20 protein-coding genes and 7 pseudogenes are annotated in these 23,239 nt (G+C 67.2%); 8 read left to right on the forward strand and 19 right to left on the reverse strand.

Going from position 1 to position 23,239, the window contains the following annotated elements; translation table 11 throughout:
- Positions 1-140 precede the first annotated feature (140 nt).
- Positions 141-680, forward strand: a complete 540-nt coding sequence (locus ACZ7M2_RS24675; protein WP_471597092.1) for a hypothetical protein — start codon at positions 141-143, stop codon at positions 678-680.
- A 528-nt stretch (positions 681-1,208) separates the two neighbouring features.
- Here ACZ7M2_RS24675 and ACZ7M2_RS24680 read toward each other — a convergent pair.
- Complete coding sequence (locus ACZ7M2_RS24680) at positions 1,209-2,534, reverse strand: epoxide hydrolase family protein (protein ID WP_471597093.1); 1,326 nt, start codon at positions 2,532-2,534, stop codon at positions 1,209-1,211.
- Positions 2,535-3,345: 811 nt separating this feature from the next.
- Here ACZ7M2_RS24680 and ACZ7M2_RS24685 point away from each other — a divergent pair.
- From ACZ7M2_RS24685 to ACZ7M2_RS24695, 3 genes are all read left to right on the forward strand, one after another.
- Positions 3,346-3,579: a hypothetical protein gene (locus ACZ7M2_RS24685; RefSeq protein WP_471597094.1), complete on the forward strand. Its 234-nt coding sequence runs from the start codon at positions 3,346-3,348 to the stop codon at positions 3,577-3,579.
- A 13-nt stretch (positions 3,580-3,592) separates the two neighbouring features.
- Positions 3,593-3,733, forward strand: a complete 141-nt coding sequence (locus tag ACZ7M2_RS24690; RefSeq protein ID WP_471597095.1) for a hypothetical protein — start codon at positions 3,593-3,595, stop codon at positions 3,731-3,733.
- A gap of 128 nt (positions 3,734-3,861) precedes the next feature.
- Complete coding sequence (locus ACZ7M2_RS24695; protein ID WP_037694117.1) at positions 3,862-4,302, forward strand: VOC family protein; 441 nt, start codon at positions 3,862-3,864, stop codon at positions 4,300-4,302.
- Between the two features lie 377 nt (positions 4,303-4,679).
- Here ACZ7M2_RS24695 and ACZ7M2_RS24700 read toward each other — a convergent pair whose 3' ends face one another.
- Positions 4,680-5,093, reverse strand: coding sequence for an SMI1/KNR4 family protein (locus ACZ7M2_RS24700; RefSeq protein WP_471597096.1), 414 nt, complete (start codon positions 5,091-5,093; stop codon positions 4,680-4,682).
- Between the two features lie 156 nt (positions 5,094-5,249).
- On the opposite strand from ACZ7M2_RS24700, the pseudogene ACZ7M2_RS24705 reads away from it, so the two are divergent.
- A pseudogene (locus ACZ7M2_RS24705) lies at positions 5,250-5,556 on the forward strand (transposase); the annotation flags it as partial.
- An 872-nt stretch (positions 5,557-6,428) separates the two neighbouring features.
- Positions 6,429-6,554: a WCX domain-containing protein gene (locus tag ACZ7M2_RS24710; RefSeq protein WP_471597097.1), complete on the forward strand. Its 126-nt coding sequence runs from the start codon at positions 6,429-6,431 to the stop codon at positions 6,552-6,554.
- 418 nt (positions 6,555-6,972) lie between these two features.
- On the opposite strand, the gene ACZ7M2_RS24715 is transcribed toward ACZ7M2_RS24710, so the two are convergent.
- From ACZ7M2_RS24715 to ACZ7M2_RS24760, 10 genes and pseudogenes are all read right to left on the reverse strand, one after another.
- A complete protein-coding gene (locus ACZ7M2_RS24715; protein ID WP_471597098.1) occupies positions 6,973-8,880 on the reverse strand; it encodes a hypothetical protein in 1,908 nt (635 codons plus the stop codon).
- A gap of 236 nt (positions 8,881-9,116) precedes the next feature.
- Positions 9,117-9,440 (reverse strand): annotated as a pseudogene (locus tag ACZ7M2_RS24720) (IS701 family transposase); the annotation flags it as partial.
- Positions 9,441-9,454: 14 nt separating this feature from the next.
- Positions 9,455-9,712, reverse strand: a complete 258-nt coding sequence (locus ACZ7M2_RS24725) for a hypothetical protein (RefSeq protein WP_471597099.1) — start codon at positions 9,710-9,712, stop codon at positions 9,455-9,457.
- Positions 9,688-10,701, reverse strand: a pseudogene (locus ACZ7M2_RS24730) (IS630 family transposase); the annotation flags it as partial. The gene ACZ7M2_RS24725 and the pseudogene ACZ7M2_RS24730, both read right to left, overlap by 25 nt.
- 27 nt (positions 10,702-10,728) lie before the next feature.
- Positions 10,729-11,442 carry a hypothetical protein gene (locus tag ACZ7M2_RS24735; RefSeq protein ID WP_471597100.1) on the reverse strand — a complete coding sequence of 238 codons (714 nt, stop codon included), beginning with the start codon at positions 11,440-11,442 and terminating at the stop codon, positions 10,729-10,731.
- Positions 11,443-11,883: 441 nt separating this feature from the next.
- Positions 11,884-12,728 (reverse strand): annotated as a pseudogene (locus tag ACZ7M2_RS24740) (replication-relaxation family protein).
- 330 nt (positions 12,729-13,058) lie between these two features.
- Positions 13,059-13,901: a hypothetical protein gene (locus tag ACZ7M2_RS24745; RefSeq protein ID WP_471597101.1), complete on the reverse strand. Its 843-nt coding sequence runs from the start codon at positions 13,899-13,901 to the stop codon at positions 13,059-13,061.
- 290 nt (positions 13,902-14,191) lie between these two features.
- Positions 14,192-14,815 (reverse strand): hypothetical protein, encoded by a 624-nt coding sequence (locus tag ACZ7M2_RS24750; RefSeq protein ID WP_471597102.1) that lies wholly within the window; start codon positions 14,813-14,815, stop codon positions 14,192-14,194.
- Positions 14,816-14,944: 129 nt separating this feature from the next.
- On the reverse strand, positions 14,945-15,481 hold the full coding sequence (locus ACZ7M2_RS24755) for a hypothetical protein (protein WP_471597103.1): 537 nt from the start codon (positions 15,479-15,481) through the stop codon (positions 14,945-14,947).
- A 382-nt stretch (positions 15,482-15,863) separates the two neighbouring features.
- Positions 15,864-17,066, reverse strand: coding sequence for an MFS transporter (locus ACZ7M2_RS24760; RefSeq protein WP_471597458.1), 1,203 nt, complete (start codon positions 17,064-17,066; stop codon positions 15,864-15,866).
- A 38-nt stretch (positions 17,067-17,104) separates the two neighbouring features.
- Between ACZ7M2_RS24760 and ACZ7M2_RS24765 the strand changes: the two genes are divergently transcribed.
- On the forward strand, positions 17,105-17,701 hold the full coding sequence (locus ACZ7M2_RS24765) for a CGNR zinc finger domain-containing protein (RefSeq protein WP_471597104.1): 597 nt from the start codon (positions 17,105-17,107) through the stop codon (positions 17,699-17,701).
- Positions 17,702-17,959: 258 nt separating this feature from the next.
- Here ACZ7M2_RS24765 and ACZ7M2_RS24770 read toward each other — a convergent pair whose 3' ends face one another.
- The 5 genes and pseudogenes from ACZ7M2_RS24770 to ACZ7M2_RS24790 all read right to left on the reverse strand — a co-directional run.
- The gene (locus tag ACZ7M2_RS24770) at positions 17,960-18,304 is read right to left on the reverse strand and encodes a hypothetical protein (RefSeq protein ID WP_471597105.1); all 345 of its coding nucleotides are present in this window, start codon (positions 18,302-18,304) and stop codon (positions 17,960-17,962) included.
- Positions 18,305-18,394: 90 nt separating this feature from the next.
- Positions 18,395-18,658 carry a hypothetical protein gene (locus tag ACZ7M2_RS24775; RefSeq protein ID WP_471597106.1) on the reverse strand — a complete coding sequence of 88 codons (264 nt, stop codon included), beginning with the start codon at positions 18,656-18,658 and terminating at the stop codon, positions 18,395-18,397.
- 430 nt (positions 18,659-19,088) lie between these two features.
- Positions 19,089-19,352, reverse strand: a pseudogene (locus tag ACZ7M2_RS24780) (transposase); the annotation flags it as partial.
- Positions 19,353-19,389: 37 nt separating this feature from the next.
- Positions 19,390-20,552 (reverse strand): IS3 family transposase gene (locus ACZ7M2_RS24785; RefSeq protein ID WP_471597107.1). Its coding sequence is split into 2 segments (ribosomal slippage): positions 19,390-20,265 and positions 20,268-20,552, totalling 1,161 coding nucleotides; the frame shifts between segments, so codons are not numbered across the junction.
- 73 nt (positions 20,553-20,625) lie between these two features.
- Positions 20,626-21,174: pseudogene (locus ACZ7M2_RS24790) on the reverse strand (IS5 family transposase); the annotation flags it as partial.
- A gap of 240 nt (positions 21,175-21,414) precedes the next feature.
- On the opposite strand from ACZ7M2_RS24790, the pseudogene ACZ7M2_RS24795 reads away from it, so the two are divergent.
- Positions 21,415-21,624: pseudogene (locus tag ACZ7M2_RS24795) on the forward strand (hypothetical protein); the annotation flags it as partial.
- Here ACZ7M2_RS24795 and ACZ7M2_RS24800 read toward each other — a convergent pair.
- Positions 21,572-22,021 carry an SCO4402 family protein gene (locus tag ACZ7M2_RS24800; RefSeq protein ID WP_471597108.1) on the reverse strand — a complete coding sequence of 150 codons (450 nt, stop codon included), beginning with the start codon at positions 22,019-22,021 and terminating at the stop codon, positions 21,572-21,574. The pseudogene ACZ7M2_RS24795 and the gene ACZ7M2_RS24800 sit on opposite strands and share 53 nt — an antisense overlap.
- 411 nt (positions 22,022-22,432) lie before the next feature.
- Positions 22,433-23,233 carry a maleylpyruvate isomerase family mycothiol-dependent enzyme gene (locus ACZ7M2_RS24805; protein ID WP_471597109.1) on the reverse strand — a complete coding sequence of 267 codons (801 nt, stop codon included), beginning with the start codon at positions 23,231-23,233 and terminating at the stop codon, positions 22,433-22,435.
- Between the last annotated feature and the right edge of the window lie 6 nt (positions 23,234-23,239).

Consider the following 23,239-nt stretch of genomic DNA (forward strand, 5'->3'; position numbering starts at 1 on the left):
CCGTCAGGAACGACGCCACAGTCAGCGAGAATTCAGCGGCTCACCAGCTCTCGGGGCTGTGAATCAACTGCTCATGCGCGGCAGACCGCGTGTGAGATCTGGGTCCGTGGCCTCTCGGAGGGTGTTCTAGGCTCAGCCACGTGATCTTCGACAGGTTCCCCTTCGTCGGCGGCTTCAAGGAACTGGAGTACGGCAGGCCGGACGGGCCGTCGATCCGGGCCGCTGTGCGGGCCACCGCGCCGGAGCATGAAGGTGATCTGGTTCGGTACCTCCGCGGGGGCGCGGCTTTGATCGCCACGCCGTCGATGGTGCCCGACGTGCTGAGTGGGACCGGCGCGGTCATCGGTGGGCTTCACCTGCTCACCGATGGGCGGTGGCTGTGGTACTCCGACCTGGCCCACTACGTACGGAACTACCACGTCGCGCTCGACCCCAGGTTCATCGAGCACGCACGGCGCAACGACTGGACCGTCCCGGAGATCGCTGACGAGGGCCTCGAAGCGATGCTGCCGTTGCTCCTTGAAGACGAGGACGAGCCGGACCGAGGTGGGTGCTGTCCGTGCCTCGCGATCACGCCGAACTTCGGGTCAACGGGCGCGGCCCCGGCCGGGAGGCGGCCCCAGCCGGGTGAGCCGGCGGACCCTGAGGCCGATCATCGCCCACCGGATCATGGTCTTTGATCGGGGCGGGCTGGCCTCGTAGTCCCTGGCCAGGCGCCGGTGGGCGGTGAGCCACGAGAAGGTGCGTTCCACCGCCCACCGCTTCGACTGAGCCTGGAAGCCCCGTTGGTCGGGGTCCTTGCGGACGATCTCGAGTTCACGGCCGAGAGCCTGGGCCATCCGGTCGACCAGACGGCCGGCGAAGCTCTGGTCGGCCCAGACCTTCCGGACACCTGGGTGATCGAGGCGAGCCACAGCAACGGATGCCTGGCGCCGTCGCGGTCCTGAACGTTCGCGGCCAGGACGTGGACGGCCAGCGGCCACTGGCGTCCCCGTGGCGGCCGTACTGGAGACCGGCGAGGACGGGCGGAGGAGGTCACCGCGTGGTGGGTGGTCGTGCGAGTGTGGCGCAGCCGCCCCCGCCGCGGCGCGGGTGTCGCCGAGCCGGCCGGGCCGGGGCTGTCGGTACACCTCATGGCAAATCCCTGCGAAATAGCCTCTGACCTGCGATAATGAGGACATGGCACAGGTGTGAGAGCCATACCCGGCTTACTTTCCGGCCTTGCTCTGAGAGATACGCAGTGACGTGAACGCCGCCCGGAGTTCGTTCGTGAAGATGCCCGGAACTTCCCAGGCCGCGAAGTGGCCGCCGTTGTCGACCTTGTGGTAGTAGGAGAGGTCGTGGTAGGCGCGTGACGCCCAGCTTCGAGGGGCCTGGTAGATCTCGCCGGGGAACACCGTGATGGCGGCCGGGATGGACACCGACACGGCGTTGAAGTTGTTGGCGTTGTTCTCCCAGTAAAGACGCGACGAGGAGACAGCGGTGTTCGTCACCCAGTAGAGAGTGATGTCGTTGAGCATCTCGTCCTTGGTGAGTACGCGCTCGGGGTGGCCGCCGCTGTACGTCCATGCCGCGAACTTGTCGTACATCCAGGCGGCCAGTCCGACGGGCGAGTCTGTCAGTCCGTATCCCTCGGTCTGCGGACGGGTGACCATCATGGCCGAGTAGCCGGATCCAGTCTTGTAGAAGGTGGCCAGCTTGTTGTAGGCGGCCTTCTCGTCGGGGCCGAGATCGGCTGGCACCGGGTAACCGCAGGCGAGTTTCTGTGCGATGTCGGGCGGGACGGTGGCCGGGAAATTGACGTGGATCCCGAGCAGCCCTGCGGGCTTCTGCACGGCCATCTTGTCTGAAATCACGGCACCCCAGTCACCGCCCTGGGAAACGTAGTGCTTGTATCCCAGACGCTCCATCAGCACGGCCCAGGCGCGCGCAATGCGGTCGGGATTCCACCCCGTAGTCGTCGGCCGCTCCGAGAAGCCGTAACCGGGCATCGACGGTATGACGAGGTGAAAGGCGTCCTCGGCGCGCCCTCCGTGGGCTGTGGGGTCGCTGAGCGGCCCGATGACCTTCAAAAACTCCAGAATGGAGCCAGGCCAGCCATGGGTCAAGATGATCGGCAAGGCGTTCGCGTGGCGAGAGCGAACGTGGATGAAATGTATGTCCAGTCCGTCGATCTCCGTTATGAATTGCGGCAGAGAGTTGAGTTTCTCCTCGATATTCCGCCAGCTGTACGCCGTTGACCAGTAATGGGCGAGTTCCTTCATCGTGGCCAGCTGGACACCCTGGGACTGATCGTGGACCGTCTCCCGGTCGGGCCATCGCGTGGCCTTGATGCGTCTACGCAGATCGGCCAGATCCGTCTCCGGAATGTTCACGTGGAAGGGGCGGATGCTCTTCCTCTCACTTGCCGAGACCGGCTTACCTGAATATTCCCAGGATCGTAGACCGAGAGCCCCTGTCGCCGCCACGGTCACAGCGGCGGCCGAAGTGGAGATGAATTTTCGACGGGAGTGCGAACGGAGAAATTCGGGCATGGCGGATCTCCTTGAACTATTTCTGAGTCCGGAGTCGCGGAGTATGCGGAGTGGGTGAGCGCTTCCTCGATGAGGTCCATACTCACTGGCGCGAACAGGAATTCTGTGCACACCGAGTTACTGCACCGCAGGTGAACTAAATCAAGCTCGGAGTCGCGGGGCACCTAGCGCTCATGCGACGCAACAGGCTTATTACTGCCCGTAACGCTATCTTCCTCTCTGTGAGCAAGCAACTCGGTCGAGGGCACCAGGTGCGCGAGATCATCCGACGGGCTCGAAAGGCTGCGACGCCTGCGGTGAGTCGACCACGAGCAGTCTCACCCGTATCTGCGCCGTATCTGAGCCCGAACCATCCGACAGGCCCACGATGCGAGAGGCAGCCGAGCGGATCTTCGTATCCGTGACCGGCTGCCCCGGCTACGACCGCGCTGTGTCGGAGGAGATCCTCCCGGTCGTCCTCAAGTGCGTCAGTGCCGAGCAGCAGGAGGGCTACGTACAGCGGCTGGAGGCCTTCTCCGACGACAACCGCGAACGCCTGACGCAAGCTGTACGGGAAGTACGGCCTGGGCGGGCCGTTCGCCGACGAGAGCCGTTGCTACCTGACCCGTCAGCCCGAGAGCGTCGTGATCTGCGAACGCCTCGACACCGTCCCGCTGTTGCCTCGAAGGCGTCTGGAACGACGAGATCGACGCCGAACTCGTGCTGGACCGCTTCACACAATTCTGGCGCTTCGGCCTCGGGGAATGACCGTGACCGGCAGGTGGATTCGCGAATCCTCGCGCGACGAGGACTTCACGGAAGTGACGAGGACATGGCTCGGCTGAAGATCCGGGACCTGCGCGACCTCCTGAGTCAGGCCTCACGGCGACGAGACCTTGAGGAGGACGGGATCCGGCTCGTCTACGACGGGACCGCCCTGCACCTGTCCACGGCCGGCGCCCCGGACACCGTGATCGCCCGCGCCGGTACCTGCGGGTTCACCAGCGAGCCGTGGGAGGTGACCGCGCACCGCGCCAGCACGTCGGCGAATGAATGGATGAATTGACTGGGGAGGCGCAATGCTCAAGCGCACGCTGCGAATCGTCGAGGAATCATTGAAAAGCGGGGACCGCACGCCGCGGCTGACCGTCTTCATGGGAGCGGCCACCTGCGCCGCACTCACCCTCGGTGGTGGGGCCTGGCTCGCGGGTCCGCAGTAGCGGTGCTGGGGCGCGATCCAGATCTTTCGGGGTTCGGCGGTCTGCGGATGTCGAGAACGTGCCACCGGCTCCGTCCCAGGGACATCGGCGGCCACCACCGGCCGCACGAGGAAGAGGGAGAAACCAGCATGGCGATTCAGCGGATGGACAACGTCGGCATCGTCGTCGAGGACATGGATGCCGCCATCGCGTTCTTCGTGGAACTCGGTATGGAGCTGGAGGGCAGGGCGGAGGTCGAGGGCCTCTTCGCCGACCAGTGCACCGGACTCGACGGCGTCCGCTGTGACATCGCGATGGTCCGGACCCCGGACGGTCACAGCCGGCTCGAGCTGGCGAAGTACCGCAGCCCCGCGGTGATCAGCGCCGGGCCGCGCAATCGGCCGCACAACATTCTGGGCACGCACCGTGTCATGTTCGCCGTCGACGACATCGAGGACACCGTTGCCCGCCTGCGCCCTCACGGCGCCGAACTCGTGGGCGAGATCGCCCGGTTCGAGGACAGCTATCTGCTCTGCTACCTCCGTGGCCCGGAGGGCATCATCGTCGGACTGGCCGAGCAACTGCGCTGAGAAGGAGGAACCGAACCACCAGCAGCACGACTGGCATCTGCAGCACCGACCAGCGCCTGACCGTGGGCGTGCGGTATTCACGCTCGACGCGGGAACCACTGAACCCCTTGGAATGGACCGTCCAGTACTCCAGTACTCCAGTATTCCAGTGTGACTTCGTGATCTTGGGCGCGTATCGAGTCGTGATCAATCTGCGGGAACCGCCGTCGCGCTGGAGCTTGATCGGCCGGCTCGTCCTCAGTGGCCCTCGCTGGCCGACGCGACGCCGTCGCGAGCATCCGTGCGGCTGCCGACGCGGCCGAGGTGGCTGGAGTTGGTGCGGGCGACAAGACCGGAGACGATGCCCGATGAGCAGCGGTTCAGTCCACCTCCGCAAACTAAGAAACATCAGGAAAGATGTTGGTGCTGATGTGTCCCGACAGCCGGCCGAGCAGGAATTCGACTGCACCCACAGGATGGGCGTCGTAGTACCAGCCCCGCGGATTCCAGCAGACGACCGTCCACTCGTCCGTCTTCCTGTCAGCGAGCCAGCACACGCGGTCCCCATTGTCGGTTCCTGCCCACGGCAGGAGTCCGCCCGGCTCCGGGTAGAAGGGGTACGGGCAGTCTTCGGGGTCGCTGTCCCGGAAGTTGCGTTCCTGGTCCAGCAGCCGCTTCGCCGGGCCGACCAGCAGGTCTCGCCCGCCAAAGGGCGTAAGTGGCGTCAAGAACTCGGCGAAGTGGTAGGCCCCGTAGGCTCTGACCAACTGCTTGAAGTCCGAGGGAAGTTCTACGCCGAGAGCGGCCTCCACCTTGCCTCAGTCTCCGTTCGCCCACAGTGGTTGCGACGGTGGAGGGACGAGGCGAGTGAGGACGTCGAACGCGGTCATGGGGTTGAGCTTAGGCGTGGTCGTCGTGACTGAAGCTGCCGCCCTCGCCCAGAGCGCGAGTCGTGGTCAATCTGCGGGATTCGCCCTCGTGTCGGGGCCTGGACCACAAGTCCTTCTTGCGGGACGCGAGTGCAACTGACGGACGAAGAGCGGGATTTCATCGGGCCGTACCTGCCGATCGGCGAGTACGGCCCGTACTCCGAGCGGCTGCGGCAGCAGTCCGAGGGCGTGATCTGGCGGTTCAAGACCGGCGGGCCGTGGCAGGACATGCCGCAAGTTCGGCTCCTGGTCGACCGTCCACAACCGCTTCCGACAGTGGCGTGACGCCGGCCTCTTCGAGGCCCTGCTGGAGGGGCTGATCGCGGAAGCCGCGCAGCGGGGTCAGGTGGCCGGGCGGCGGCAGGTGCCCGGCCGGGGCACGTCGTAGCCGCTCCGCCCGACCCCACCTGGCACTGGGCTGGTCTCGGCGGATGAGGGCAGCGGTTCCCAGCCGGGGCGTGCTGGGTGAAGCCGTCAGCGGCAGCGCGACGGACAGGTGGGTGGCTCGCTGATATGAAACCTGGAAGAGGGCGCGGGGCGGTAGGCGCCTTCACGCCGGCCCCCGCAATCGGACGGCACGTAGGACATCGGTGGTCCGGTGCGGTCGGCGTGAGCCGATGAGCCTCGGAGCCACGATCGGAGCGACCGGCCGGGACCGAAAGCTCCCGGCCGCCAGCACGAGTCGTCGGGAGCGGTGGTCGGTCATCGCCCCCGCACTCTGCCCGCACCACTGATTTCCCGGCGGCTCAATGATCACAGCCGGGGCACCAACCTCCTGAGACGGCACAGGTAGGAGACCCGAGCGGGGCTGTGGTGGGATCGCGCAGTCACGCCACCAGGGCCCAGCGGCATTGCACACGGGCCCCGGCTGGTGCGCAAGGTCAGCGGCGCCAGCGACACGGAAGGAACCGGCGCCAGTTCCACCGCCGCCGCCTCACAGCGTGGCGCGCAGGAGCTGAGGGCGCCGGGGTCTCGGGCTTTGAAGCCGGCGGTACTGGGCTGTGGACTGCCTGGATTTCCGGGGCCGGCTTGGGCGTTGTGCAGCGTCGGCGGCCGCCAGTGTCGTAGCGGAACCGCGGCGTGAAGCGGGAGCCGGGGGCGGGCCGGGGCTTCAAAGATCAGTGATGCCCCGCAGGAGCAGCAGCGGTAGCGGCCATCGGCCTTGCCGCGCGGCAGTCGCCTGACCTCGTCGGGTTGGTGGCGCAGGTCTTCTTCTGCATGCCCGACACCCTCCTCGCCTTCGTCCCGGACGCCGAAGTCCTCACCCCCGAAGACCTCCGCCAGGCCCTGGCGCGCAAAGCCGCGGCAACCGCCGCTCTCTACACCCCCTGCCAGGACACCTGACCAGACGGCCCGGGCGCTCCCGCTCAGGCCGCCGCAGATCGATCGCCGGGGGCATGGCCGCCGATACGGCCGCTGGGACGTCACCGACGCCCTGGCTGCGCCCCAGGCATGGTCGTGATCATGTACACGCCCCACAGGAGCTGACCTTGGTACGGCCGCTCAGGCTGGCCAACTGCGCCGCTCAGTCACAGTGTCATCGGTATGGGTGGTCATGGGCGGTTCCCATATTGGGAACCGGCTGGTGGCGAAGACATCGAGCGTGGTGAGTAAAAGCTCGAAGGCCGCCGGGATGTGGCTCGTCACGCTAACTGCCGTCTCGGCGAGACAACTGTCGCAATGCCTGGTCGAGACCCTCTGCAGCACGCACCTGGCATACGCACGCACCGCTGTACTGGCTGAGGTGTGCCGGAGTTCAGCGTCAGGCCGCCCCGGCTGCCGCGGCCAGGATGCGGTGCAGGACGGGGATCGGGATCGCCGGGTTGGTGACCGCCTCGCATGCCGTGGCGCGGTCGTGCAGCAGCCCTGCAAGGACGCGGGCCGGAAGCTGCGGATTGCGTATCGCGGTCCCGCGGACGTAGTCCGCCGGGTCGTTCAGCAGCCGCACTGCGTCGGCCGGTGACAGCCGGGGGTCCTCAGCCGCGCGGCAGCGCACCTCGGCTTCGGGATCGCGGGCGAGACGCGCGACGTCGGCGGGTGTGGACTCCGGATCGTCGAGGGCCAGGCGGCGCATCCGCCCGACGGGGTCGCCGATGTAGCGCAGCAGGCCTGTGCGGGGGAAGTTGGGGTGGCTGCGGGGGCGGCCGGGGTAACTGAAGCTGCCGTCCCACCAGCGCCAGACCTCCAGCAGCATCTCGGCCGGCGCGTCGTCGCACGACTCGGCGAGGAACAGGCGGACCGTCCGGTCCTCGTCCCTGGCCAGACGCTCCACGACGTCCGCTGGAAGATGCCGGGCACGGGCCACGCTGCGGCGGATGAGCGGATGGGACGATACGGCCAGGCGGCGCATTGCGTCGGTGTCGCCGTGCAGGCTCTCGATCCAGGGCACAGTGCGCGACATCGACGTCGGGTCGAAGTCGTAGCGCACCGCGGCACGCTGCTCCTCGGTGAGGTCAGGTCGCAGCGCCACCACCGAGCGGATGTCGTCGTAGGGGTCCTGCGCCAGGACGGCGACACTGTGCGCGCCGAGCCGTGGGTTGGCGGCCAGCGCCCGGCGTACCTCCGCGTCCCCGCCTCGGACCAGCTCCGCCTCCAACCCGGGCGCGAGACGGCACTGTTCGAGCGCTCGTCGGGGCGCGGGCAGCGCGGTGAAGACCTCGCGAGGCATGGGGACGCCGGTGTGATGGGCGAGCAGCGCCGCCGTACGCACCGCGTCGTCGGTGTCGGCCAGCAGCTGCTCCCGCAGCGGCGCGGCAAGGTCGTCCCACCGTGCGCAGCCAGTCGCCCGCACCCGGGGATCGGCATCGGCCACGAGGCTGGGGAGATGGTGGGCGGGGAGCCCGGGCAGTTCGGCGGCCTGGGCGCGGGACGGGCCAGCGAGGAGGTCGTCGTACAGGTCCACGGGGAGTTCGACGCCCCAGGCGCAGGCATGCTCGGCCCAGAGCACGCGCCGGCTCGACGACGGTTCGGCGCGGACCAGGCGTACCCACTGATCGGACGTGAGCTTGGGCCGGAAGGTGTCGGCGGGCCTCGACCGCACCCGCGGATCGGGGTGCGCCACGGCGGCTTCGAGGACGGCAGGCCGGTCGCAGCCGTGCAGGAAGCCCTCCGCCACATCCAGCAGCCGGATCAGCAGCTCGTCCGGCGCGGCGGGATTGGACCCGATCCCCTCCGCCCAGTGCAGAGGCCACGCCGGCCGGCCGGGCACCGCCGCCCACACCTCGGCGCGCTCGACCTCCGTCTCGCGCCCGGCGGCCGCCGCGGCCTCCTCCAGCCGCTCCGGCAGCCGGTCGAGGGCCGTCACCCGAGGCCCGTCCGCGCCGGGCACCTCCGCCAGCAGCACCTGCCCGTCGAGGGAGAGCGCCACGAACCCGAGGTTGCCGGTCAACTCCGGCACACCGCCACCGACGTAGCGGACCCGGGTCCACCATGAGTCGTTGCCGCCGACCCGGTGCCCGAGGACGGCGACCAGAAACCCGCCGTCGGCATCCGCAAGGCGGCGCCACCACGTGGCGTCGAGCGCTTCCCGGGCCGCGCCGCCCGGCGCCGCGATCCCTTGCGCGATGCGCCAGCCGGCCTCCGGCGGGAACAGGCTGCCCGGGCGCACGTCCTCGACGACCGTGAGCCCGGCGCGTACGAGCAGTTCGTGGAGTTCCTCTCGGTGTTGCACGCGGTAATGATCCCCACCGGCTCGCGGTGGGACAAGGCCCTCAGCTGAGGCGCAACCGGCCCACACCCCCGTACGTGTCATTGGCTGCAGTGTCGTTCGACGGCCCCCACCCGGGCGGCTCGAGCCGGACCCACTAGTAGGACTCCGTTAAGTTGAGGTGGATCTTGCTGGTTGGCGTCTGGCCCGGAGGAGGGACTGGTGGCAGGTGGTGCAGGTGCAGGTGCCGGTCCAGCAGTTCAGCAGGTCTTGGAGTGCATCGAGGGTCTAGTAGAGGGTGAGTCCGCCGTATCGGCTTTTGGGGCCAGGCGCTGTTCGGTGAGGAATGCGTGGGCGGCGGTGACCAGGGTGACGTGGTGATGCCATCCGGCCCAGGAGCGTCTCTCGAAGTGGTCCAGGCCGAGGCCGTGCCTGAGATCCCGGTAGTCGTGCTCGATGCGCCGGCGGATCTTGGCCAGACGGACCAGTTCAGCCACCGGGTGGTCGGCGGGCAGTTTGGACAGCCAGTAGTCGCTGGGTGCTTCCGCGCCTTCGGGCCATTCGACCAGCATTGTCACTTCGGGCTGAGTGGCGCGGCTTACTCGGCCTCGAGCTGGTGGTCGGCCCAGACGAAGCTTTCGGGCAGCAAGTCGGTGATTCGCACAGTTCGGACGCGGTCGCCCACGGCGACGATTGTGTCCAGCTCGTAGGCGCCCTGGGCGGCTGCCGCGCCGATGCAAACCAGCTCAGCGCACGGTCCTCCCGCGAAGTGGTGGGCGTTCACCGCGGTGACGATCCGGCCGTCCCGGGCACGTGCCGCGGCTGCCATGGTGTGGTTGCCAGCGTGAAGTAACACAGAGCGGTGAACCGGGCCTCGATACGGTTCAGCCAGGGGAGTTGGTCGGGGTGTAGGCGAGCTCCACATTGTTGACCGTGGCCCAGTCATCGACCCGGGTGTCCTTCTTCGTGGTCAGGTGCGGGGAGAAATTGCCGAGCACGATCGCGATCCGGATCTTCGGCGGGTAGAGGCTGCGCAGATAGCGGCAGAAGTCCAGGAACCTCATGCGGTTCTTCTTCGGCTTGATGTGACCGTAGAGCTTGTGTTTGCCCAAGTCGTAGGCGGCGAGCAGATACCTGACCCCGTGCGAGCGAGTGCAGGTCGCCCGTCGGCGGGGCCGGGTTCCCGCTCGGGATCCTTGTGCAGTCCTCCGCGTTCGGCCCACTGCCGTCCCGGATGGGGCTGGAGGTTCAGTGGGCCGAACTCGTCCATGCAGAAGATGACTTCGGGCTCGCCGTCGTCGGGTATGACCTCGTCATCGGCGATCGTGTACAGGTGCTCGACGCGGGCTTTCTTGGCGGCGTAGTCCGGGTCGCGGGAGGTCGTCCAGGTCTTTATGCGTTGGAACGAGACGCCCTCCTCGCGGAGCAGAACCCGAAGGCCCTCGTGGCTGATGTCGTCGACCACTCCCTCGGCGACCAGGAAGTCAGCCAGCTTGGCCAGGCTCCAGGTCGAAAACGGCAAGCCGTGCTCGGCCGGCCTGGACTTGACGATCTTCTTGATCTCCCTGCGCTCCGGGAGGCTGAACACTCTGGGCCGGCCGCCCCTGTACTTCGGGTAGAGCGAGTCGAAGCCGTCGGCGTTGAAGTTGTGGATCACGTCCGGACCCGGTCCGGGCTGGTGAACGTCACCTCGGCGATCTTTGCCACGGGCATGCCCTGCGCTGATAACAGCACCATCTGTGGCCCCCGCCAGATCACCACCGAACCAGTGCCTCTACGGATGATCCGCAGCAGGCGCTGCCCCTCGTCGCCCTCGATCTCGCGAACGCGTACCCGCTCTGCCATCCGCACATGATCTCGTTCAATGCACGGTCATGCGGGTATCCCGGGCGGCGCGTAGTGGCGCAAGTAGTCACGCACCTGAGGCTCGAGTCCGGACAGGTCATTGCCGTTGAGGGCGTGCCAGAGACGGTTCTCGATCCAGAACCGACGGGCGAACTCCTCGAACGAAGGTGCACACCAGAGGATTACGGCCCTTTGCTCCTCCGGATCGTCGAGATCGGTCTCCGTCTCTTCCCCATCGCGCCGTGCCTCGTATTCGTATTCGTAGTCGAGATAGGAGTGCACCACGAACACCTCACCCGAAGGACGGAGGTAGAGGTACCAGATGACGCAGTCCTGTTGATCCCGCAGGAATCGCACGAGGAAGGCACCAGGCTCGACCGGACTGGGCAGGGGCTCTGAGATATCGGTCCAGCAGCAGGTGACCGAGACCTCATCCAGTGAGCAGTGCAGTTTCGAGTCCGACTGGAAGGTGACGAAGTCCCGAGGCAGCGTCAAGCCCTTGGCTGCAAGGTTCTCTGCCAAGCGATTGAGCGCCATGACCTGTTCGGGAACAGGTGCGCCGGTACCACCGAGCCATTGAAAGGCGCCCGTGAACTCGGTGGAGTCGAGAGGTGGCAGGCTCTCGTAGGGGTAGTACTCATAGGTGTAGCGGCAGGATCGGTATTCACCCAGGTCGGTGGCACACCAAGCAGAGTCGAAGCCGACCGAGGACAAGTCAGACCCTGAGCGTTCGCCAAGCATCGGCTCCCCAATTGATCACCATGAGCGGAGTTGTTGGCGTCAGCATCGCACTGCCTACTGACACTCCCTGCGATGGGTGGGCCAGGCTAGCTCTCCCTGGTGAGGGCGAACGTTGCCTGATGCGGCACTAGTTAGTCCCGCAACTACCTCCAGACCCACCACTGGTCGGTGTCCGCCTCCATCAGTTCGGCGGGCTCGCCCCATGGCCGGCAGGACCGGGCATGGGAACGCCCTCCGGCGGATCGGTCGGGTGGAGGGCGTGCAGAAGATGAACATGTAGCGAGTGGCCATTCAATGGCTGGCCTCTAGATCAGGTGTACCTCGCGTGCGCTGTTCGCATTCATTCGGCCCGGCCGTTCAGCGCCTCCCGTTCGCGTAGGAGACTCAGCGAAGATGTTGCAGGTCGGTCCGTGGACGCGGCTTGCCGCCGGCCAGAGGCACTCACACGGCCTGGGCGGGACCGTGCTGTTCGATGTCTTCCAGTACGGCGGCTCCGAGCCGAACTTCGCGGGCGAGGGCCGCCACGAGGGGGTGCTGAGCAACCATCGCCTGCAGATCGCTCATCCGATCGTCCAGCCTGGCCCGGGAGGCATCAGTGAGCACGAAGAGCACGCGCGGAAAGACCGGATACCAGCGGAGCCAGGCAGGGCCTGCGGCGGCCGACGGGCTGGGCCTCGTACTGGAACAGACGGGCGTACTCGATCTACTTCACGGCCGGCCGCTCGCTGCTCATCGTGGTGCGGACGACTTCCACGAACGCGCGCAGCTTTCGACGCTGCTCGCTTTCGATGACGGCGTAGTACATGACAGCGTCGGCCACGAGCTGCTCGTCCTCTCCGATGGAGTGAGACACCTCCGGGGCCCAGTCCCAGGGGCCGTGCTCGTGCCCGAGCCGACGGGCGTCTGTGGCAAAGGCCAGATGGGTGCGCACGACCGCGAGCGTGTGCGGGGTCTTCAGCGACGCCGCCGTATCCGAGGTGATGGGGTAGGGCGGCCGCCCCCGCAGGACCGGCAGGTCCCGGGGGCAACCGCGCGCCCTCCTGCGTGAGATACCAGGCTTTGGTACGGGCACGGTTCGCGTCCGGCAGCACCGTGCAGTCGATGAAACCGTCGGAGCGCAGTCCGTTCAGCACGCGGGATAGCAACTGCCGCGTGCCGTCCGGTCGCAGCATCCGGCGCAACTGGCTGGTGGTGGCGATGCGGTGCTGGGCGAGTCCGGCCAGCACCTGGTGACGCAGGGGTTCAGCAGGGCTGGGGGCCAGGGTGCTCAGAGCGGGGTTGGTCATGCAAATCCTTGAGCCGTGGCGGTCTTCGTCTGCTGATCAGAAAACCCGTGGGCCCCGATCAAACCCCCGACCGCGGAGCCCCGACCATGGCCACGAAGTCGAAACAGTCTCGCGAGCTGCCTCGTGGTCGCCCCATCCATGACCCCGACCACGAGCCTGCGCAGGCGGGCAAGGGCAGTGTGCTGTGGGAACTCCCGTGGCCAGTCGGGGAACCGACGAAGTGCGGTGCTCGGGGTGACGGAATGCGCGGGGCACAAGACCAGTGCGCTGGGCGGCTGCCGCGTGTTCGTCGGCGCTCGCGGGACTCACCGTAATGCGTAGGCGCCCCCGCTAGCCGAGCTTCCGCAGCACCTCGGCGATGTTGGCCCGGTACGCACGCAGCGCCTGCAGCCCGGCGGCGTAACGGTCGCGGTGCCGTGTGATGTCTACCGCCTGCTTCTGCGCCCGTACGGAGTGCCAGAGCTCGGCCGTATGGTGGCGGCGCTTGCACGTGACGTCCGCGACGGCGGTGGCCCGCTCCCGCTGCGTATGCCGGGTGTTACCGTCCCCGCCCCGCTGCCAGGCGGTGTCCGTGTACGCCGCGACGGGGTCGGGATAGCGGGTGAATCCTTGTTCTGCCACACAGCGGGACCACACATCCCAGGCCGCGCGGAGGCGCGAGTCGCGCTTGACCGCCTTGTCGACCTCGATCGCCCGTGTGCTTGCGTAGAGCCAGTCCCGCTTGAGGTCGATGCCGCGCATCAGCCGCCGGCTCGCCTCGGCGCTGCAGGCGGGGAAGTCCGCATACTCGGCGTTGGTCATCCGGCGACCCTTCGGCCGGAGGGCCAGGGACTTTTCCGGGTCCCAGCCGTAGCCCCAGCGGCGGACGGTGGCGAGATCCAGGACGCCGTAGTCGGTGCTGACCGCGGTGGCGACGACGGGGTCGCTGGGGTAGCGGGGGTCGAGCGGGAAGTCCGGGTGGCCGCGCTCCGCCATGCACTCCCGGATCAGCAACGCCGATGCCCGCTGCGATCGCTGGTAGTCCAGCGGCGTGTAGCCGTAGCGGTCGGCCGGGAGGGGGCCGAGGTCCGACGCCGTGCGGATGACCTCTGGGCGTTCTGGACCGGAGGCGCAGATCGCCGCCAGCACCGCCACCCCCGCCACGGCACCCAGCCGCCACCCCCGCCTCGTCATACGAAGGGATGGTAGCGGGCGGCGCGCAGTGGTCGGCCGGGCCCCCGGCAGCTCATCCACGCACGCCGAAACTCCAAGCGACAGAAAGCTCGATCAGGCGACACCTGTCGAGCAAAGTCACAGCTCTCCAGACCGATGTACCGCGATCCTGCGGGGAACTCCACACTCCTTAGCGGGACTCTCACTTTGCCCAAGCCACGTTTCAACAGGGTTACGTCGGTTGACCCAGTCTCGTGTCCCATCTCAAAGGATCTGGTCTTCTGATGGTGCTGTGACCTGTGGCGATCTGATCAGTTGAGACGTCTGACGGTCGGAAACCTCAGGTGATCTGGTCCCGGAGGGATGTACGGCGTGTGCTGTCTCAATTGATCTGGTCCGGCGGCTCCAGCGTTTCGAACTGGAACCACGCCTGGGTGGTCAGCCACACCTCGCTCCGTCGACTGGCTGGAGAGGGGAGCGCGTAGCGCGACGCGGAGTCGGATTGACGTGTCGACACCCAGTCCCATAGGGGAGTAGCGAAGATCTTTTGAGTAGCCTGCGATGAGGTCGAGATCCCGTAGCTGCCGCTGCAGTTCAGCAGCCAGTGCCTCGTCCGGGTCGGGAAGGTGTTCGTCTCCTTCTTGCTCAGCCAGGTACTGGAGACGCTGGTCAATGGCCTCCACCGCCCGGCTGCTGGTCCAGATGGCGAAATCCTGGCAGCCGAACAGGTAGGCATGCGCGGCATGCAGCGCAGCCGCTGCAGCGGACTCGTCCGCGTCATCCGGCCCGTCCTGGCCGTCGTTGTGGCAGTACTCACTGAGCATGTACTCGGTGACACCGCGCTTGACTACCGAGAAGGCCGTTGGGTCACCAAGATTCTTCCTTCCGGGCCCAAACGATCCAGGTCTCGCGGTCGCCAGTTCGGTCACCGACACCCTGGGATTCGACGACCCTCACCTGCGCGGCCACGATCGCGGCCACGATCCGTTCGGCTTCTGACCGGTACTTGGACGCGCACTCGGCAAGGAGTCAGTGTGGTCCGGCTACCCGCTCGTCCGTTGGCATCAAGGGACGGCGTTGCCGACGACCTCCGCCAACTCGCCGGCCGATTCGGCGGTCAGACGGTAGAACCCCTGGAGGCTGACCGAGCGCTCGAGACGGCCATCCACGACGTGCTTCAGACCGCGGGTCTGGCCTCGGCGGTTACGCCAGGTAAGCCTGGCCAGAAGATCGCCGGGGACCTGCATGTCGAAGCTTACGGGCGTCGCGTCCACGTGCACCGCTGCTGCGCCGCAGCCGCCGGCGCCAAGCATCGACCAGTCGCCGTGCCCGGGAAACGCCGGGTCCTGCCACGTCACCGGGGCGGTGCCGCAGCAGTCGCCCCGCTCCCTGCCGGTCACCCGCATCCGGCTCACCACGTACACGACGCACCGGTTGACGTGCAGCGCGTACACCTCGTCCCCGACACGAGCGCCCGACCAGGCGGGCAGGGAGGAATGGACGCCGCTGAAGGCGACCGGCGGCCGCTGGCCCACGCGACCCGCCGTGCGCAGAGCACGGCACGTGTCATGGGTCCACAAGACGGTGAAGGCATCAGACATGCCGAGATCCTATGAAGGAGGACTGACAACCCTCCGGCAGTAGTGCTCCTGGGCACGGTGACCCTGGTGACGAAATGGGTGAGGGCTGATCTCAGGGCGGCGTCACGGTGTTACGAGTCACCTCTCCGTCAACCTTGCTCGGCGGGAAGACCAACCGGGAAGCCCGGGACGTGGCGCACCGCCCCATCCCGTCAACGCAGGCAGGCAAGTTTCGTCGGTAGCCCGAAGGTGTGCGAACGCAGCGGCGGCCGGCCCCGCCGCGAGTGATCCCTCGCAGTGAAGGTTGACCATTTTCACCGAGGGGTGATGACCGGTAGGTCTTCTCACCGAAGGTTGAGTGATCGTTCAGGGCTGGCTGTCCGGGGACGAAGTGCGGTCCTGATCAACTCGACATCGCGCGGTCCGCCGACAAGTTGACGGCTGCTGACGGGATCGTGAAGAAGGCCAGTGCTGAGAGAACCGCCGCACTCGCTGCGAGTGCCAAAGCACCTGGAAGGGACCGGGTCACGACCGGTCCGGCAACCGCTGCCCCCAGGGCGAAGCCGGTGATTTTCAAGCTGGCGCCGGTGGTGAAGATCTGGGCCCGGAGGTGTTCTGGGGCCTCGCGGTGGCGGATGGTGAACAGGGCGGCCAGTTGGGGTCCTTCACCGATCCCCGCGATGAGTACGGCCACGATGAGCACGACTGGCTGACGCCACGTGGCCAACGCCAGCGCGGCAGCCTGGACGAGAGCACTGGCCCAGATGATCGTGTCGGGGGCGACTGAACGCGGGAACCGGGCGAGCACGGCGTTGGCCACAAGGGCGGAGATCGCCGCGCAGGAGAACAGCACCGCGCCACGGCCGGCTCCGCCCAGGACGCGCTCGCCCAGGAGTGGGATGCACGCCGTCAGCATGCCCTGGGCGACACAGGAGACGACCGAGGTGAGGGTCGCTCGGGCCAAAGACGGCCGTCCGACGATGATCCGCATTCCGGCAGCGAGGTCGCTGATCAGTGAGGTTGTCCGAGCGTCCGGCGCGCGACCGGGGCGGGCGGGCAGCATCCACGCGGCGGGCAGTGCCAAGGCGAAGAGCACCACGGAGACCACCACGGCCGTCGGGGCTCCCAGCGCCTCTGCCACGCCGCCGGCGAGAGCCGGACCGGCCAGACTCGCCACGCTGAACGTCATGGCATCGAGCGCGTTCGCCCGGGGCAGGTGGTCGCCCGGCACCACACGCGGAAGCTGGGCTGTCCAACCGCCCGACAGAGCCGGCCCCAACAGCCCTGTCAACACTGCGATCAGGATGATGACAGCGAACGGCAACCGGCCCAGTCCCACGAGAACCATCCCCAGCCCCGCCGCATACAGGACGAGAGCCGCAGCCAGCAGGCGTCCCGGCCGTCGTGTTCTGTCGAGGAGCGTCCCGAGTACCGGCCCCCCTACCGCGGCAGAGATCGTGATACCCGCGAGCAGCGACGACGCGTCGGTAGTCGATCCGGCCAGAGCGAATCCCGCCAGCATCAGCGCCGGTCCCGACATCTCGTCCCCGGCACGAGCTGCCACTGCCCCGGCCAGATAGAAGCGGAGCGAGTAACGCTTTTTCATCACCAAGACGTTACGGAGGTAACTCAAAATTTAGCAAGATGCGTTACATTGCACGTGTGTCCTCCAACAGTGGCGACTGGTCCACCCGGCACTCCGTGCTGACCACGGCTCGGCGGACCGCCGCCCTGATCAACGTTCTCGCTGACGACTGCCCCGACCCGGCCGAAGTCGCCGACGTGCTCCGCGCATACGGTGAGACAGACCCCATCGACCTCACCACCCGCGATGTTGCCGGGATGCGCGCAGCCGCCGCCCTCTTGCGGCAAGTCTTCGCCGCCGAGCACGCCGATGACGCCGCAGCCACCCTCAACCGCCTCCTGCAGGAACACACCGGACCCCTCCGTCTGACCTCGCACGGCGGCAGCAGCCCCTGGCATCCCCACCTCGACCACGACGACAACGCCCTCTGGGACGAGTGGCTCCTCGCCTCGTCCTGCATGGCCCTGACTGTCCTCGTCTGGGACCGTCAACGTCCGCCCGGCAGGATCTGCGCATCACCCACCTGCCAGAGCGCCTTCATCACCCAGGGCAGCGGTCCCGAACGCCGCTACTGCTCCCGCCGATGCGCCACCCGCGAACGAGTCGCAGCCCATCGACGCTCCCACTCCGCCGAGCAGTCGAGCGAAATCAAGTAGGGCGCCCAGGATCCAGCGCAACATCGCTCAACCTTCGTTGAGAATCGCTCAACGTCCGCTGCGACACATCACTGGAGAAGTTGGGTGATGGCCGGTCCGCAGCAGCCGTGGCTGTTGCGGGGGCGTGGTGGCGAACCACGCCATGCCGGCCATCGTTGCGGCACCAGGCCCACAAGGGACCAGGCTTGCAAGGGACCAGCGACCCGTAACCGGGTGTCGCGTTCAGGGGGCGGTGGGACAAGGCCGCACCACCGCGTCCTACTTCTTCTGCCTACGTCTTTCGGCCTGCTCGAGGATCCGCTTGCGTGTCCACCGCCGGCGCCCGCCCTTCTCCGTGAGGGCGTCAGGTGTTTGCATCAGGGGGAGATTGCCCTGGGCGAGGCTGCTGGAGAAGGAGCCGATGCTCTTGTAGCCGAGCAGCGCCGCAGCTTGGGTCGCTCCCAGCAGCTCGTCGGGATCACCGTCGACCGGAACGGTGGGAAGTGCCTTGGCCGACCGTTCGCTGCTGAGGTGCTGGCCGCTCCCGGGCCGGGTGGCCTTCCAGCCGAGCAGGGTCTGCACCCGCCACAGCAGCTTGTGGTAGGGGCGCTCCGGGGTGCCCATCTCCTCGACGACGTCCGGGTCGGGGAAGTACCCGGGGTGGTCGCGGACGTAGTTGTTGACCTGGTTGATGTTCTTGTAGCCAAGGAACTTCTAGGCAGCAACACCGTTCAGCAGGTCCTCAGGGTCCCGCGGGGGCGGTGTGTGATCGCTGAGTCTCGCCAGGGACCGGTCTGCGAACCACTTGGTGACTTCGGCGTGGTCCCACAGCCTCGCGCGCCGGCGCATGCCAGCGATCTCGGGGAATCCGTTCAGGTCGCGCGTGTTGTAGAGACGGGTGACCCGCGCAGAGGTCAGACCCTGCTCAGCCGCGATCTCGGCGGCGTCAGCCAGGCGAGGCTTACGTGGCGAGGTCATGGCGGAACCGTCCGTCCAGTCGGAAAACGTGCCGGCCTGCCCGGCTCACAACCCAGAAATTATCGTTTGAGTCCCGGGGAGAGGTGACTCCCGGAACCGCGAGGACCCAACGAAGGGGAAAACGTGGAAATCAAGATCTCTGAGGGCATTGTCCGGTGAAACAACAGGTTAGAAGCCTAAAACGTGTGGTCGCTCTGCCGACATCCCCTCTGCTGCCACTTTTCCTGCGCCGGTTGAAGGATGAGTGAGGAATGGGGGCGGGCGGTGGTTGGGTGGTGGCTTCGGGGATCGGGCGCGGTGTGGCGTCTGCTGCGCGTCGGCTGCGCCGCCGGGCTGGCCGGTGTACTGGTGCGGGTCCTGGCCTGGAGGCCTGTCTGTGGGGCGAGTGGTGTGAACTCAGCGCTTGGCGTGGACTCTGGACTTACTGGTCCTAACAAAGCCGCTGTACGTGGCGGTGGGTGATCAGGCAGACGGCGAGTCCGAGGAATGCTTCGTGGATGTCGTCGCGTCGTTCCCAGCGGATGCGAAGGCGTCGGAAACCGTGGAGCCAGGCGATCGTGCGCTCGACGACGTAGCGGAAGATGCCCAGGCCGGTGCCGTGAGGCTCGCCTCGCTTCGCGATCACGGGGCGGATCCCCCGGGCCCAGAGAAGGCGGCGGTATTTGTCGTGGTCGTAGCCGCGGTCGGCCAGCAGCGCATGGGTCTGCTGCAGGGTTGGGTGACAGGTGTGGTTACGCGGCCCGGAGGGCCGGTGTGGTCATGACGGTCTCGTATTCGACGGGGGTCAGCCGGCCGAGTGAGGCTTGTCTGCGGCGTCGGTGGTAGGTCTTCTCGATCCAGGTCACGATCGCGGTCCGCAGTTCCTGACGGGTGGCCCACTGCCGGCGGTCGAGAACGTTCTTCTGCAGCAGGCTGAAGAAGGACTCCATGGCCGCGTTGTCGCCGGCCGCCCCGACTCTCCCTGTCGAACCGGTCATCTGGTGGCCGTCGAGCGCCCGGACGAATTTCCGTGACCGGAACTGCGATCCGCGATCGCTGTGCAGAATGCACCCGGTGACGTTGTCGCGGCGGGCCACGGCGTTATCCAGGGCGGCGACGGCCAGGCGGGACTTCATCCGCGCATCGATCGAGTAGCCCACGATCCTCTTGCTGAAGACGTCCTTGACCGCGCAGAGATACAACTTCCCTTCTCCGGTGGCGTGTTCGGTGATGTCCGTGAGCCACAGCCGGTTCGGACCGGTCGCGGTGAAGTCACGGCGGACGAGGTCGTCATGCACCGGAGGACCGGCCTTCTTGGTCCGGCCGCGCTTCTTCCCGAAGACGCTCCACCAGCGGTTGTCCCGGCAGATCCGCCACGCGGTCCGGTCGGCCATGCCGGATCCCACACTGCGGGCTTCGTCGGCCAGGAACCGGTAGCCGAACTCCGGGTCCTCGCGGTGAGCGTCGAACAACGCGTTCGCGCGAGCGGCCTGCTCGAACTCGGCACCGGTCACCGGCTTGTCGAGCCAGCGGTAGTGGGGCTGCCTGGCGAGCTTCAGGACCCGGCACGTCACCGTGACGGGCACCCCGTCCACGGCCAGCTCTTTCACGAGCGGGTAGATCCTTTTCCCGGCAGATGAGCCTGCGACAGGTAGGCGGCGGCCCGGCACAGGACCTCGTTCTCCTGCTCCAGCAGCTTGATCCGCCGACGTACTTCGCGTAGTTCCGCGCTCTCCTGGCTGGTCGTTCCGGGCTTGGTCCCGTCGTCGACGTCCGCGCGGCGCATCCATTTCCACAGTGTCATCGCGTGGACTCCGAAGTCGGCGGCCACCTGCTCGACCGTCATGCCCGGGCCGCGGTTCCTCGCGACCCGTACGACATCCTGACGGAACTCTTCCGGATAAGGCTTGGGCACAGCGACATCCTTCCCACCCGCCCCACAGAGCAAGCCAGTTCAGATGTCACCCGATCGTGCGGCAGACCCCATCGGGGCGTCGGCGAGGTCTGCCGACCCGGCCCGCGATGGCCGGGATCTTGTCGAGCAGGGGCAGAAGTTGGGTGACGTCGCCCACGGTTTCCGCCGGTCAGTGACACCGCGAGCGGGATGCCCTGGCCGTCGGTGATGACGTGGTGCTTGCTGCCCGGACGTGCTCGGTCGACCGGGCTGGGTCCGCTTTTGGGCCCCGCCGGGCAGCCCTGACGTGAGAGGAGTCGATCACCGCCCGGGACCAGTCCAGCTTGTCCTTCGACCGCAGTTTCTCCAGCAGCAGCACATGCAACTGGTCCCAGACGCCGGTCTGGTTCCAGGCCGCCAGGCGCCGCCAACAGGTCATACCCGAACCGAAGCCCAGTTCCTGGGGCAGGTACTCCCACTGGATCCCCGTGTGCAGGACGAAGAGGATCCCGCACAGCGCCTGCCGGTCAGGCACTCGAGGTCTGCCCTCGACCAGCTTCGGCGCAGGCTTGGGCAGCAACGGCTCTATGAGCGACCACAGTTCATCGGAAACGATCCAAGGCCGCGACTGACGTTTCCCCACAACCGGACCAACGAACAGACAAGCCAACAGTCACATGATCAACAGCTTTTGTTAGAGCCAGTTAGAGGTTGTTGTCTTTCCGAGCTTGAGGACTGCGTTCTCGCTGGTCAGGCATAGGGTCGGCGGTCTCGTGGCAGTGGTGACGTGTCGTGTCGTTGCTTTGGTGGAGGTCGAGGATGCCGTCGGTCGTGGGACTGCTGGAACAGCGTGAGCTCACCGCTCGCGAAGCCGATGAAGGGCTTCGCCGGCTTCCTCCGCCAAGACCTCGACGCGGTCACTGCCGGCCTCACCCTCCCATGGAGTTCCGGCGTCGTCGAAGGCCACGTGAACCGGGTTAAAACGCTCAAGCGAGCCATGTACGGCCGGGCCTCGTTCGGACTCCTCCGCGCTCGCATCCTCACTCAGCCGTCGATATCCCTTCAGTGGGCTTCTGATGGGGAGGAAGGATGAGCTGTTCATGCAGGAGAGCCGCGGCCTGGAGGTCATTGGTGACCATCACCTGAGCCAACCTGCCCGCGACTGCGATCACGGTGCCCCAGGCTGGAGCGTCTAGATAGACCTCGTCCGGGGCACCGCAACCTACTTCTTCCTGCACGGTCGAGTAGACCTTGCCCAGCTCCTTCATAAGCGCGACTTCCTCCTCCGTCCGCAGGCTCTTGCCCAGCCACGGAGCGGGATCGTCTGCGTTGCAGAAGTCGTCGAACAGAACAGCGACCACGTAGTCCAGGTCCTCGAACTCCTCCGGCCGCAGCCAGACATCGCGCTGCCACGAGGGACTCGCAAGGGCGAGAACCGCTGGCACAACATGAAGTCGGAAGACCGGGAACTCAATGCCGTGATCCGTCACGTCGCGAGCCTACTGACACGGTGGGGGACACCACCCACTGGCCACTGAGCCTGTTCACGGAACTGCAGACAGAGCCGTTTTCAAGGATCTCCATCAATGCGACAACAGGGCCTCCTGGACCGCACGTTGGCTTCGACACCCTTCGAGCTGCCAAGAGGCCCTGCTCTCATGCACGGCAGCCGCCGCAGTCACCCGATCGACTGACTTCTCGACGAGATCGGGACGACGGCAGTCGCGTCGCTTCTCGTGATCGCTGGGACGGCCAAATTCGCACTGCCGTCCAGGTAGACGGTCGGCTTGGTGACGCCCCGAGGCCGCCTCGCGGGTTTGAGCCCGGTGCCGCGACTGACGAACCTGGCGAAGAGTCGTGTCCTACCGGCTCGAGGCGCGGCCAACCGCCCCCGCTACGTCCTACTTCTCCTCCGGCTCCCAGGCGCGGAGCAGGTCGAGCAGCCCTGCGTCTCCGTCAACGTGCAAGGAGTCGGCCTGGATCCGGTCGTACAGGTAGAGGACCAGCTCACTGGCCGTGCCGTGGACGGAGGCACCGGCTGCGTCAGAGTCCTCGCCGGTCGCGGCGGTGGGCGCGGGGATGCGGGTGGTGCGTGCGCCGTCGCCGTCGACGGTGAGGCGCCAGGAGCGGCCCTCGGCGGCGTGGAAGTCGAAGGCCGTGGGCTTGTGCGGCCAGGCACTCGGCGTTGCGCAGACGGTGAACAGGAACTCCTCCACACCGTCGAGTGCCAGCTCGACCGGCAGCGGCTGCGGGGCGCCCCCGGCGAGCTGGGCGTCGTAGGTGTGCACCGCGGTCTCCTGGACCCGGTGCCGGGCGGTGCCGCCGGCGGTCTGCGGTGACTGCGACGCGGGCCACCACGTCCAGCAACCGCTCTCCGGTCCCGCCGCGCGCAGGGCGCCCAGCAGAAGCTGCGTCGACGCGTCCAGCCAGGCCAGCAGGTCCTCACGCTCCTGCGGCACTTCCAGCGCGGCGCGCGCGGCGACGGCCTCGGCCGGCGGCGCGTCGGCGGGCCCCGCGCCGACGATGGCGGCCCAGAAGCGGTCTCCCCCGCCCAGGTGCTTCACCAGATCGAACAGCGTCCACCCAGGGCAGGTCGGCACCTGTGCGTCGAGACCGGGCGCGGCGGCGACCACGGCGCGGAAGGCGGTCGACCGTTCATCGATCAGTCGCAACAGGTCGGGGAACTCAAGATTCTCTTCCACGCCGGA

Source organism: Streptomyces sp. NPDC111507, assembly GCF_055638955.1.

Excerpts from the sequence above, each read along its gene's own strand:
- ACZ7M2_RS24690 (WP_471597095.1), top strand. The coding sequence starts at position 3,593 with ATGCTCAAGCGCACGCTGCGAATCGTCGAGGAATCATTGAAAAGCGGG.
- ACZ7M2_RS24765 (WP_471597104.1), top strand. The coding sequence starts at position 17,105 with ATGCGTTACATTGCACGTGTGTCCTCCAACAGTGGCGACTGGTCCACC.
- ACZ7M2_RS24680 (WP_471597093.1), bottom strand. The coding sequence starts at position 2,534 with ATGCCCGAATTTCTCCGTTCGCACTCCCGTCGAAAATTCATCTCCACT.
- ACZ7M2_RS24775 (WP_471597106.1), bottom strand. The coding sequence starts at position 18,658 with ATGACCTCGCCACGTAAGCCTCGCCTGGCTGACGCCGCCGAGATCGCG.
- ACZ7M2_RS24770 (WP_471597105.1), bottom strand. The coding sequence starts at position 18,304 with ATGGGCACCCCGGAGCGCCCCTACCACAAGCTGCTGTGGCGGGTGCAG.
- ACZ7M2_RS24695 (WP_037694117.1), top strand. The coding sequence starts at position 3,862 with ATGGCGATTCAGCGGATGGACAACGTCGGCATCGTCGTCGAGGACATG.
- ACZ7M2_RS24755 (WP_471597103.1), bottom strand. The coding sequence starts at position 15,481 with ATGTCTGATGCCTTCACCGTCTTGTGGACCCATGACACGTGCCGTGCT.
- ACZ7M2_RS24710 (WP_471597097.1), top strand. The coding sequence starts at position 6,429 with ATGCCCGACACCCTCCTCGCCTTCGTCCCGGACGCCGAAGTCCTCACC.
- ACZ7M2_RS24685 (WP_471597094.1), top strand. The coding sequence starts at position 3,346 with ATGGCTCGGCTGAAGATCCGGGACCTGCGCGACCTCCTGAGTCAGGCC.
- ACZ7M2_RS24760 (WP_471597458.1), bottom strand. The coding sequence starts at position 17,066 with ATGAAAAAGCGTTACTCGCTCCGCTTCTATCTGGCCGGGGCAGTGGCA.
- ACZ7M2_RS24745 (WP_471597101.1), bottom strand. The coding sequence starts at position 13,901 with ATGACGAGGCGGGGGTGGCGGCTGGGTGCCGTGGCGGGGGTGGCGGTG.
- ACZ7M2_RS24735 (WP_471597100.1), bottom strand. The coding sequence starts at position 11,442 with ATGCTTGGCGAACGCTCAGGGTCTGACTTGTCCTCGGTCGGCTTCGAC.